Here is a 12,198-nt window from a genome sequence, read left to right as displayed (position 1 = left end):
CTTATCCATGGGCGACATGGTGCAATCTGTTCCCGACGCGCAAGCCCCGGTGGTTGGGGGCTGGTCGCGATAAGCATGTGAATGTCGCAGATAGGTAAACGGGCGGTTCGCGCTATACGCAGAATCGCCAACATGAGGCCGACAGTCGGCCGTGGAGATCAGCATGTCCAACAGCTTCCTGAACCCGGTAACCACCCAGACCTGGGCCAATGGCCGACACATTGTCCGTTGCGTCAAAGTCATCCAGGAAACCTGGGACGTGCGCACCTTCTGCTTTATGGCCGACCAGCCGATCATGTTCTTCTTCAAGCCGGGGCAGTTCGTCACCCTGGAGCTGGAGATCGAAGGTCAGCCGATCATGCGTTCGTACACTATTTCCAGCTCGCCGTCGGTGCCTTACAGCTTCTCGGTGACCATCAAGCGCGTACCGGGCGGCAAGGTTTCCAACTGGCTGCACGACACCCTGCATGAAGGTCAGGAGCTGGCGGTGCACGGGCCGGTGGGGCTGTTCAACGCCATCGATTTCCCCAGCCCGAAAGTGCTGTACCTCAGTGGCGGCGTCGGCATCACCCCGTGCATGTCGATGGCGCGCTGGTTCTACGACACCAACGCCAATGTCGATATGACGTTTATCCACAGCGCCCGCTCGCCGAAAGACATCATTTATCACCGCGAACTGGAACACATGGCGTCGCGGATCGATAACTTCAGCCTGCACCTGATCTGCGAGAAACACGGCCTGGGTGAGCCGTGGGCCGGGTATCGCGGGTACCTGAACCACAAGATGCTCGAATTGATGGTCCCGGACTTCCTCGAGCGCGAAGTGTTCTGCTGCGGCCCGACGCCGTACATGAACGCGGTCAAGCGCCTGCTGGAAAATGCCGGCTTCGACATGAAGCGTTATCACGAAGAATCCTTCGGCGCGACCCCGCCCGAGGCGCGGGCCGATGCGGTGGAGCAGGCCGAGCAAGCGGCCGACGCGCCCGAAGTGGATGCGGCGGATCTGCATGAGGTGGAGTTCACCACTTCCGGCAAGAGCATTCGTGTGGCACCCGGCGAGACGGTTCATGCGGCGGCGGCCAAGGTCGGGCTGCTCATCCCCAAGGCCTGTGGCATGGGCATCTGCGGCACCTGCAAAGTGCTCAAGCTGGGCGGCGAGGTGGAGATGGAACACAACGGCGGGATCACCGAGGAAGACGAAGCGGAAGGCTTCATCCTGTCCTGCTGCAGCGTGCCGAAGGGGGATGTGCGGATTGATTATTGAAGTAATCGATACCCCCTGTAGGAGCAGCCCGGGCTGCTCCTACAGTTAATCAACAAACAAATCCGGCATCAGCTTCGCATCGCTCCCCGGCTCAAACCGATAGCGCTCAAACTCGCTCACACCGTTTTCGCGCAAAATCTCTTCATCAATCAACAAACGCCCAGTCAGGCTGCGCCCGCTGCTGCTCAAGATGACATGTGCGGCATCGGCCATGATCGCCGGCAGGCGCGCATGCTTGAACGACTCCCGCGAGCCCAGCTGAAACTCGATGGCTGCCGTGGCGATCATGGTTTGCGGCCATAGCGAGTTGACGCTTATCCCGTAGTTCTTGAATTCCTCACTCATGCCCAGGGTCAGCATGCTCATGCCGTATTTGGTCACGGTGTAGGGGCTGTATTGGGCGAACCACTGGGTGGCCAGATTCAGCGGTGGCGACAGGTTGAGGATGTGCCCAGAGGATTTTTTCAGATAGGGCAGGGCGGCCTGGCTGCACAGCAGCACGGCGCGGGTGTTGATCTGGTGCATCAGGTCGAAGCGCTTGAGTTCGATGTGCTGGACCCCGGTGAGCTTGATCGCCCCGGCGTTGTTGATCAGCGCATCAATGCTGCCGAAGTGTTCGTTGGCCTTTGCCAGCGCCGCATGCACCGCCACCTCGTCACGCACATCCACCTGCAGCGCCAGCGCCTTGCCCCCGGCCGCTTCGACTTCCTCGGCGACACTGAAAATGGTCCCGGGCAGTTTCGCGTGGGGTTCTGCGCTCTTGGCTGCGATCACGATATTGGCCCCGTCCCGCGCCGCGCGCAGGGCAATCTCGCGGCCAATGCCACGGCTGGCACCGGTGATGAACAGGGTTTTGCCTTGAAGTGACATTCGCACGCTCCTGATTATTGTTATGTGAGCCGAGGCTCGACAGACAATGTAGACGATGTCTTCAGGTGCGTGCGCTGCGAGGGCGGATGCATAAAAACGGTGGGAGCGAGCCTGCTCGCGATGGCGGAGTCAAATTCAACATCAATGTTGGCTGAACTACCGCCTTCGCGAGCAGGCTCGCTCCTACAGGGATTTGCAGTGATTTTAGTGATGGTAGGGATCTGGGCTTACTGCCCCATCACCTCGCGAATATCCGCCGCCAATTCCCGCACCCGCGCTTCCTCGGTGTCCCACGAGCACATGAAGCGTGCGCCGCCTTTGCCGATGAAGGTGTAGAAGCGCCATCCCTTGGCGGTCAGCGCGGCAATCGCCGGTTCCGAGAGTTGCAGGAACACGCCGTTGGCCTGGACCGGGAACATCAGTTCGACGCCGGGAATGTCGCTGACCAGCTCCGCCAGCAGCTGCGCGCAATGGTTGGCGTGGCGGGCGTATTTGAGCCAGGCGTCGTTTTCCAGAATGCCGACCCAGGGCGCCGAGAGAAAACGCATTTTCGAGGCTAACTGCCCGGCCTGTTTGCAGCGGTAGTCGAAGTCTTCGGCCAGTTTCTGGTTGAAGAACAGAATGGCTTCACCCACCGCCATGCCGTTTTTCGTGCCGCCGAAGCACAGCACGTCGACCCCGGCTTTCCAGGTCAGGTCGGCCGGCGAGCAGCCGAGGAACGCGCAGGCGTTGGAGAAGCGCGCGCCGTCCATGTGCAGGTTCAGGCCCAGCTCTTTGCAGGTGGCGCTGATGGCGCGGATTTCATCCGGGGTGTAGACGCTGCCGACTTCAGTGGCCTGGGTCAGGGTCACCACCCGTGGTTTGGGGTAGTGGATGTCCTGGCGCTTGAGGGCTATTTCGCGGATCGACGCCGGCGTCAGCTTGCCGTTTTCGGTGCCGGCGATCAGCAGCTTGGAACCGTTGGAGAAGAACTCCGGCGCGCCGCATTCGTCGGTTTCGACGTGGGCGGTTTCCGAGCAGATCACGCTGTGGTAACTCTGGCACAGGGACGACAGCGCCAGGGAGTTGGCGGCGGTGCCGTTGAAGGCAAAGAACACTTCGCAGTCGGTTTCGAACAGTTTGCGGAAATGATCCGAGGCGCGGGCGGTCCATTCATCATCGCCGTAAGCGCGCTGGTGGCCGTGGTTGGCCTGTTCCATGGCGGCCCAGGCTTCAGGGCAAATGCCGGAATAGTTGTCGCTGGCGAATTGTTGGCTCTTATCGGTCATGGCCGGCTTCCGTGTTCGAGGCGCTTGGGGTAAAGCGCTCGTGGTCAATGAGAGTTGCGCTGGCCGAAGATCATCCGGGGGCGCGTGCGACGTGTCTGTCAGAAAGATCCACTGTCGAAGGGTGATTATGCACGCGACGCAACGTGATGGTGCACTCGATCTGCTGAAATGGCTGGCGCTGTTGTGCATGGTGCTCGATCACCTGCGCTACATCGGTTATTCCATTGACTGGCTGTACGTTCCAGGCCGCCTGGCGTTCCCCTGGTTCTGTCTGGCGATGGCGGCCAACCTGGCGCGCGGGCAGGCCACGACGAGCGGCCAGCCGTGGCGCTACCTGGGTTGGTTGATGCTGTTCAGCGCCCTCAGTGAAATTCCCTACCGGCTGTTTATTGCCGATCCCGACACGCTGAACGTGATGCCGACCCTGGTCCTGGGCCTGCTGGTGGCGCGCGGTTGGCAGGCACCGACACTGCAGACGCGTGGGCTGGCGCTCGGTGCGCTGATGCTGGCGGCGGTGTTTTCGGCGCAGTTGATGTTCGGCTTCTTCGGTGTGTTGCTGCCGCTGGCGACGCTACTGGTGTTGCGCCGGCCCTGGTACTTAGCCCTGGTGCCAGGGGTGATCTGCCTGGCGGCCAATCAATGGCAGGTGCTGTATTACTCGATTCGCCTGGGCAATCACGTGGCGATGGCGGCGGTTGTCAGTTGCCTGATTGCGCCCGGGTTGGGGATGTTCCTTTTGCGACAGGTAAAGGACGTAAAACCACCACCGATGCGCAGATGGGCGTATGGGCTTTATCCCGTACATTTTTTGATTCTCTACGCGATACGACAGATCCTCACATAACCCTGTGGGAGCGAGCAGGCTCGCTCCCACAGGGTTTTGCACAAGATTGATGAGGGTGTTTGTCCGTCGTTTTCAGCCCATGTCGTAAACGCACCTTTGCGTGGCGCCCATAGGCATTTGACCTCCCTTGGCCGGTCATACCATCGCTCTCAAAGGGCAGCACCGAAAGGCGCGTGCCTTATCGAGACGAATGGCGCACCGCCGCCGCTGGGAGAGACGCGATGTTCAGCAAGCAAGACCAGATCCAGGGTTACGACGATGCACTGCTGGCGGCGATGAATGCCGAGGAGCAACGCCAGGAAGATCACATCGAGCTGATCGCGTCAGAGAACTACACCAGCAAGCGCGTCATGCAAGCGCAAGGCAGCGGCCTGACCAACAAATATGCCGAAGGCTACCCGGGCAAGCGCTACTACGGCGGTTGCGAGCACGTCGACAAGGTCGAAGCCCTGGCGATCGAGCGCGCCAAGCAACTGTTCGGTGCCGACTACGCCAACGTCCAGCCGCACTCCGGTTCGTCGGCCAATAGCGCCGTCTATCTGGCCCTGCTGCAAGCCGGCGACACCATCCTCGGCATGAGCCTGGCCCACGGCGGCCACCTGACCCACGGCGCCAAAGTATCGTCCTCGGGCAAGCTGTACAACGCCGTGCAGTACGGCATCAACACCGACACTGGTCTGATCGATTACGACGAAGTCGAGCGCCTGGCCGTCGAGTGCCAACCGAAAATGATCGTGGCCGGCTTCTCCGCGTATTCCAAGACCCTCGACTTCCCGCGTTTCCGGCAGATCGCCGACAAAGTAGGAGCACTGTTGTTCGTCGACATGGCCCACGTTGCCGGCCTGGTCGCTGCTGGCCTGTACCCGAACCCGATTCCGTTTGCCGACGTGGTCACCACCACCACCCACAAGACCCTGCGCGGTCCGCGTGGCGGGCTGATCTTGGCCAAGGCCAACGAAGAAATCGAGAAAAAGCTCAACGCTGCAGTGTTCCCCGGTGCCCAGGGCGGCCCGCTGATGCACGTGATCGCCGGCAAGGCGGTGTGCTTCAAGGAAGCGCTGGAACCTGGCTTCAAGGCCTACCAGCAGCAAGTGATCGACAACGCCCAGGCGATGGCGAGCGTCTTCATCAAACGTGGCTACGATGTAGTGTCCGGCGGCACCGATAACCACCTGTTCCTGGTCAGCCTGATTCGGCAGGGCCTCACCGGCAAGGAAGCGGACGCCGCACTGGGTCGCGCTCACATCACTGTGAACAAGAACGCCGTACCGAACGACCCACAGTCGCCATTCGTCACCTCGGGCCTGCGCATCGGCACCCCGGCGGTGACCACCCGTGGCTTCAAAGTGGCGCAGTGCACGGAACTGGCCGGCTGGATTTGCGACATCCTCGACAACCTCGGCGATGCCGATGTCGAGGCTAACGTCGCCAAGCATGTCGCAGCCCTGTGTGCAGACTTCCCGGTTTATCGCTGAGTCGGTCTTGGAGTAAATGACTATGCAACGCTACTCGGGCTTCGGCCTCTTCAAACACTCACTCAGCCACCACGAAAACTGGCAGCGCATGTGGCGCACGCCGACCCCGAAAAAAGTCTACGACGTGGTCATCGTCGGCGGCGGCGGGCACGGTCTGGCGACCGCCTACTACCTGGCCAAAGAGCACGGCATCACCAATGTGGCCGTGGTCGAGAAAGGCTGGCTGGGCGGCGGTAACACTGCGCGCAACACCACCATCGTTCGCTCCAACTACCTGTGGGACGAGTCGGCGCACCTGTACGAACACGCGATGAAACTGTGGGAAGGCCTGTCCCAGGACCTCAACTACAACGTGATGTTCTCCCAGCGTGGCGTCTATAACCTGTGCCACACCCTGCAGGACATCCGCGACTCCGAGCGTCGGGTCAGCGCCAACCGCCTCAACGGCGTCGACGGCGAACTGCTCAACGCCCAGCAAGTGGCTGACGAGATTCCGTACCTCGACTGCTCGAAAAACACCCGCTACCCGGTGATGGGCGCCACCGTCCAGCGTCGCGGCGGCGTGGCCCGTCACGATGCCGTGGCCTGGGGCTTTGCCCGGGCCGCTGACGCCCTCGGCGTGGACCTGATCCAGCAGACCGAAGTGATCGGTTTCCGCAAGGAAAACGGCGTGTGCATTGGCGTCGAAACCAACAAGGGCTTCATCGGCGCCAAGCGTGTCGGCGTGGTCACGGCCGGTAACTCCGGGCACATGGCCAAGCTCGCCGGTTTCCGTCTGCCGATCGAATCTCACCCGCTGCAAGCGCTGGTGTCCGAGCCGATCAAACCGATTATCGACAGCGTGATCATGTCCAACGCCGTGCACGGTTACATCAGCCAGTCCGACAAGGGCGACCTGGTGATCGGCGCCGGCATCGACGGCTATAACGGCTACGGCCAGCGTGGTTCGTACCCGGTGATCGAGCACACCATCCAGGCCATCGTCGAGATGTTCCCGGTGCTCTCGCGAGTGCGCATGAACCGCCAGTGGGGCGGCATCGTCGACACCACGCCGGACGCCTGCCCGATCATCTCGAAGACCCCGGTGCCGAACATGTTCTTCAACTGCGGTTGGGGCACCGGTGGCTTCAAGGCCACGCCGGGCTCGGGCAACGTGTTTGCCGCCAGTCTGGCCAAGGGTGAAATGCACCCGCTGGCGGCACCTTTCTCCATCGACCGGTTCCACAACGGTGCGCTGATCGACGAACACGGTGCTGCTGCCGTCGCCCACTAACAGGAGAAATTTCCTATGTTGCATATCTTCTGTCCTCACTGCGGCGAACTGCGCTCCGAAGAGGAATTCCACGCATCTGGCCAGGCGCACATTCCGCGCCCACTGGATCCGACCAACTGCACCGACGAGGAGTGGGGCGACTACCTGTTCTTCCGTGATAACCCCCGTGGTCTGCACCACGAGTTGTGGGATCACGTTGCCGGCTGCCGTCAGTATTTCAACGTCACCCGCGATACCGTGACCTACGAGATTCTCGAAACCTACAAGATCGGCAGCAAGCCGCAGTTCACCGACAAGACTGAAAGTCCGAAAGCGGCCGCGCAGGCTCTGGGAGCGAAGGTATGAGCCAGATCAATCGCCTGTCCAACGGTGGACGGATCGACCGCAACAAAGTGTTGAGCTTCACCTTCAATGGCCAGAGCTACAAAGGCTTTGAAGGCGACTCGCTGGCCGCTGCCCTGCTGGCCAACGGCGTCGACATCATCGGTCGCAGCTTCAAGTATTCCCGTCCACGCGGGATCTTCGCCGCCGGCTCCGAAGAGCCGAACGCAGTGCTGCAGATCGGCGCCACCGAAGCCACCCAGATTCCTAACGTGCGTGCCACGCAACAGGCGCTGTACCAGGGCCTGGTCGCCACCAGCACCAATGGCTGGCCGAGCGTCAACAACGACATGATGGGGATTCTCGGCAAGGTCGGCGGCAAGCTGATGCCGCCGGGTTTCTACTACAAAACCTTCATGTACCCGCAATCGTTCTGGATGACTTACGAGAAGTACATCCGCAAGGCCGCAGGCCTGGGTCGCTCGCCGACCGAGAACGATCCGGACACCTACGACTACATGAACCAGCACTGCGACGTACTGATTGTCGGTGCCGGTCCGGCCGGCCTGGCCGCAGCCCTGGCCGCCGCACGCAGCGGTGCGCGGGTGATCCTCGCCGATGAACAGGAAGAGTTCGGCGGCAGCCTGCTGGATTCGCGCGAAAGCCTCGACGGCAAGCCGGCCATCGACTGGGTCGCCAGTGTCATCGCCGAATTGAAAGACACCCCTGACGTGCTGCTGTTGCCGCGCGCCACGGTCAACGGTTACCACGACCACAACTTCCTGACCATTCACGAGCGCCTCACCGACCACCTCGGTGACCGTGCGCCGATTGGCCAGGTGCGCCAGCGCATCCACCGGGTTCGCGCCAAGCGCGTGGTCCTGGCCACCGGTGCGCACGAACGTCCGCTGGTGTACGGGAACAACGACGTGCCGGGCAACATGCTCGCCGGTGCCGTCTCGACTTACGTGCGCCGTTACGGCGTGGCCCCAGGGAAAAAGCTGGTGCTGTCGACCAACAACGACCACGCCTACCGCGTTGCCCTGGATTGGCTCGACGCCAGCCTGCAAGTGGTGGCAATCGCCGACGCCCGCAGCAATCCTCGTGGAGCGCTGGTGGAAGAAGCACGTGCCAAAGGCATCCGCATCCTCACCGGCAGCGCCGTGATCGAGGCCCGTGGCAGCAAGCACGTGACCGCTGCCCGCGTCGCCGCGATCGACGTCAAGGCCCACACCGTGACCAGCCCGGGCGAGTGGCTGGAATGCGACCTGGTTGCCAGCTCCGGCGGCTACAGCCCGGTGGTGCACCTGGCTTCGCACCTCGGTGGCAAGCCGATCTGGCGTGAAGACATTCTCGGTTTCGTGCCGGGTGAAGCGCCGCAGAAACGCGTGTGCGTCGGTGGCATCAACGGTGTCTACGGCCTCGGCGATTCGCTGGCCGATGGCTTCGAAGGCGGCGTTCGAGCGGCGTCCGAAGCTGGCTTCCAGTCGGTTGAAGGGGTGTTGCCAAAAGCCCTGAGCCGTCACGAAGAGCCGACTCTGGCGCTGTTCCAGGTGCCCCATGAAAAGAACACCGCACGGGCGCCGAAGCAATTCGTCGACCTGCAGAACGACGTCACCGCAGCGGCCATCGAACTGGCGACCCGTGAAGGCTTTGAATCGGTCGAGCACGTCAAGCGCTATACCGCGCTGGGCTTCGGCACCGACCAGGGCAAGCTGGGTAACGTCAACGGCCTGGCCATCGCGGCCCGTTCGCTGAACGTGACCATCCCGCAGATGGGCACCACCATGTTCCGCCCGAACTACACCCCGGTGACCTTCGGTGCGGTAGCCGGTCGTCACTGTGGGCACATCTTCGAGCCGGTGCGCTATACCGCGCTGCATCAATGGCACCTGAAAAACGGCGCCGAATTCGAAGACGTCGGTCAGTGGAAACGTCCGTGGTACTTCCCGCGCAACGGCGAAGACCTGCATGCGGCGGTCAAGCGTGAATGCCTGGCGGTGCGCGAAAGCGTCGGCCTGCTGGACGCCTCGACCCTCGGCAAAATCGACATTCAAGGCCCGGACGCTCGCGAGTTCCTCAACCGCGTCTACACCAACGCCTGGACCAAGCTCGACGTGGGCAAGGCGCGCTACGGCCTGATGTGCAAGGAAGACGGCATGGTCTTCGACGACGGTGTGACGGCGTGCCTGGCCGACAACCACTTCGTCATGACCACCACCACCGGCGGCGCAGCACGCGTACTGCAGTGGCTGGAGATCTACCACCAGACCGAATGGCCGGACCTCAAGGTGTACTTCACCTCGGTCACCGACCACTGGGCGACCATGACCCTGTCCGGGCCGAACAGCCGCAAGCTGCTCAGCGAAGTCACCGACATCGACCTGGACAAGGACGGCTTCCCGTTCATGACCTGGAAAGAAGGCCTGGTCGGCGGTGTGCCGGCGCGGGTGTTCCGGATTTCGTTCACCGGCGAGCTGTCGTACGAAGTCAACGTGCAGGCCGACTATGCGATGGGCGTGCTGGAGAAAATCGTCGAGGCGGGCAAGAAGTACAACCTGACCCCGTACGGCACCGAGACCATGCACGTGCTTCGGGCCGAGAAGGGCTTCATCATCGTCGGCCAGGACACCGACAGCTCGATGACCCCGGACGATCTGAACATGGGCTGGTGCGTCGGTCGCACCAAACCGTTCTCGTGGATCGGCTGGCGCGGCATGAACCGTGAAGACTGCGTGCGTGACCAGCGCAAACAGTTGGTCGGGCTCAAGCCGATCGACCCGACCAAGTGGCTGCCGGAAGGTGCGCAGCTGGTGTTCAACACCAAACAGGCGATCCCGATGAGCATGGTCGGTCACGTGACCTCCAGTTACCTGCACAACTCCCTGGGCTATTCGTTTGCCATGGGCGTGGTCAAAGGCGGCTTGAAACGCATCGGTGAGCGAGTGTTTGCACCGCTGGCCGACGGCAGCGTGATCGAGGCGGAAATCGTTTCTTCGGTGTTCTTCGATCCGAAGGGTGAGCGCCAGAACGTGTGATGGTTCGGATCCTGTGGGGTGCAACTGCACCGTGGTGAATTCATCGCGAGCAGGCTCACTCCTACAGGTGACCGCGTAATCCTTGTAGGAGCGAGCCTGCTCGCGATGGCGGCAGTGCAGCCACCACAGGAACCAACAGAATTCAGGAAAGGTGCTTTATGACCGCAGCCAATGTTTACCAACAACGCCCAACCACCGGCGCCAAGGCCGAGTCGTCGCTGCACCATGCCGACCTCGCCAGCCTGGTCGGCAAGGGCCGCAAGAACGCCGGCGTGATCGTGCGTGAGAAAAAACTCCTCGGCCACCTGACTATCCGCGGCGATGGCCACGACGCGGCTTTCGCCGCCGGCGTGCACAAGGCCCTGGGCATCGAATTGCCCGGCGCCCTGAGCGTCATCGTCAAGGGCGATACCAGCCTGCAGTGGATGGGCCCGGATGAGTGGCTGCTGATCGTGCCCAGCGGTGAAGAATTCGCCGCCGAGCAAAAATTGCGCGAGGCGCTGGGCGAGTTGCACATCCAGATCGTCAACGTCAGCGGCGGCCAGCAGATCCTCGAACTGAGCGGCCCGAACGTGCGCCAGGTGCTGATGAAGTCCACCAGCTACGACGTGCACCCCAACAACTTCCCGGTGGGCAAGGCCGTGGGCACGGTGTTCGCCAAGTCGCAACTGATGATTCGCCACACTGCCGAAGACACCTGGGAACTGCTGATCCGCCGCAGCTTCTCGGACTACTGGTGGTTGTGGCTGCAGGATGCGTCGGCTGAATACGGCTTGAGCGTGCAGGCCTGAACCCCTGTAGGAGCGAGCCTGCTCGCGATGGACGTCAACGATAACGCGTGCATCCTGATTCAACGCGTCGTTTTCAAGTCCATCGCGAGCAGGCTCGCTCCTACAGGTTGATTGCCAATAAACGAACAGGAGTCACCGCACTATGAGCCGCGCCCCAGACACATGGATCCTCACCGCCGACTGCCCCAGCGTGCTCGGCACGGTGGACGCGGTGACGCGCTTTCTGTTCGAACAGGGCTGCTACGTCACCGAACACCACTCCTTCGATGACCGCCTTTCAGGGCGCTTTTTCATTCGTGTGGAATTCCGCCAGCCCGATGGCTTCGACGAGCAATCATTCCGTGCCGGCCTGGCCGAGCGCGGGGCCAGCTTCGGCATGATCTTCGAACTGACCCCGCCGCATTACCGGCCGAAAGTGGTGATTATGGTCTCCAAGGCCGATCACTGCCTCAACGACTTGCTCTACCGCCAGCGCATCGGCCAGTTGTCGATGGACGTCGCCGCCGTGGTCTCCAACCACCCGGACCTCAAGCCGCTGGCCGACTGGCACCAGATTCCCTACTACCATTTCCCCCTCGACCCCAACGACAAGCCGGCGCAGGAGCGCCAGGTGTTGCAGGTGATCGAGGAGTCCGGTGCCGAACTGGTAGTCCTTGCGCGCTACATGCAAGTGCTGTCGCCGGAACTGTGCCGCAAGCTCGACGGCCGGGCGATCAATATCCACCACTCGCTGCTGCCCGGCTTCAAGGGCGCCAAGCCGTATCACCAGGCTTACAACAAGGGCGTGAAACTGGTCGGCGCGACGGCGCACTACATCAACAACGATCTGGATGAAGGGCCGATCATCGCCCAGGGTGTCGAGGTGGTTGACCACAGTCACTACCCCGAGGATTTGATCGCAAAGGGGCGGGATATCGAGGGCCTAACATTGGCGCGAGCCGTTGGGTATCACATTGAGCGGCGGGTGTTCTTGAACGCCAATCGTACGGTCGTTCTCTAAATTGCTATCGCTTGCGGCTTGCCCGCGAAAGGGCCCTGACAGGCAACCCAAGAA

The 12,198-nt window shown here is 61.9% G+C and carries 10 protein-coding genes; 8 read left to right on the top strand and 2 right to left on the bottom strand.

Going from position 1 to position 12,198, the window contains the following annotated elements; translation table 11 throughout:
* Positions 1-163: 163 nt before the first annotated feature.
* A complete protein-coding gene (gbcB, locus tag KW062_RS27070) occupies positions 164-1,264 on the top strand; it encodes a glycine-betaine demethylase subunit GbcB (protein ID WP_027617096.1) in 1,101 nt (366 codons plus the stop codon).
* 45 nt (positions 1,265-1,309) lie between these two features.
* Here gbcB and KW062_RS27065 read toward each other — a convergent pair whose 3' ends face one another.
* Together KW062_RS27065 and KW062_RS27060 are read right to left on the bottom strand one after the other, a co-directional pair.
* Positions 1,310-2,134, bottom strand: a complete 825-nt coding sequence (locus KW062_RS27065) for an SDR family oxidoreductase (RefSeq protein ID WP_027617097.1) — start codon at positions 2,132-2,134, stop codon at positions 1,310-1,312.
* Between the two features lie 227 nt (positions 2,135-2,361).
* Positions 2,362-3,402: a threonine aldolase family protein gene (locus KW062_RS27060; protein WP_105755981.1), complete on the bottom strand. Its 1,041-nt coding sequence runs from the start codon at positions 3,400-3,402 to the stop codon at positions 2,362-2,364.
* A gap of 127 nt (positions 3,403-3,529) precedes the next feature.
* On the opposite strand from KW062_RS27060, the gene KW062_RS27055 reads away from it, so the two are divergent.
* From KW062_RS27055 to purU, 7 genes are all read left to right on the top strand, one after another.
* Positions 3,530-4,246 carry a TraX family protein gene (locus tag KW062_RS27055; RefSeq protein ID WP_105755980.1) on the top strand — a complete coding sequence of 239 codons (717 nt, stop codon included), beginning with the start codon at positions 3,530-3,532 and terminating at the stop codon, positions 4,244-4,246.
* 221 nt (positions 4,247-4,467) lie between these two features.
* Positions 4,468-5,721, top strand: coding sequence for a serine hydroxymethyltransferase (locus KW062_RS27050; RefSeq protein ID WP_027617101.1), 1,254 nt, complete (start codon positions 4,468-4,470; stop codon positions 5,719-5,721).
* A 22-nt stretch (positions 5,722-5,743) separates the two neighbouring features.
* Positions 5,744-6,994 (top strand): sarcosine oxidase subunit beta, encoded by a 1,251-nt coding sequence (locus tag KW062_RS27045; RefSeq protein WP_027617102.1) that lies wholly within the window; start codon positions 5,744-5,746, stop codon positions 6,992-6,994.
* Between the two features lie 15 nt (positions 6,995-7,009).
* Positions 7,010-7,339, top strand: coding sequence for a sarcosine oxidase subunit delta (locus KW062_RS27040; protein WP_027617103.1), 330 nt, complete (start codon positions 7,010-7,012; stop codon positions 7,337-7,339).
* Positions 7,336-10,353 carry a sarcosine oxidase subunit alpha gene (locus tag KW062_RS27035; protein WP_027617104.1) on the top strand — a complete coding sequence of 1,006 codons (3,018 nt, stop codon included), beginning with the start codon at positions 7,336-7,338 and terminating at the stop codon, positions 10,351-10,353. The genes KW062_RS27040 and KW062_RS27035 overlap by 4 nt, the downstream gene beginning before the upstream one ends.
* Before the next feature lie 158 nt (positions 10,354-10,511).
* Entirely contained in the window at positions 10,512-11,144 is a 633-nt protein-coding gene (locus KW062_RS27030; protein WP_105755979.1) for a sarcosine oxidase subunit gamma, read from the top strand.
* A 142-nt stretch (positions 11,145-11,286) separates the two neighbouring features.
* A complete protein-coding gene (gene purU, locus KW062_RS27025) occupies positions 11,287-12,144 on the top strand; it encodes a formyltetrahydrofolate deformylase (RefSeq protein WP_027617106.1) in 858 nt (285 codons plus the stop codon).
* The last annotated feature ends 54 nt before the right edge of the window (positions 12,145-12,198 follow it).

The organism is Pseudomonas fluorescens, from assembly GCF_019212185.1.
Lineage (GTDB): Bacteria > Pseudomonadota > Gammaproteobacteria > Pseudomonadales > Pseudomonadaceae > Aquipseudomonas.
Note: the sequence above shows the minus strand (reverse complement) of the source record. Positions and strands in the feature narration are given on the sequence as shown.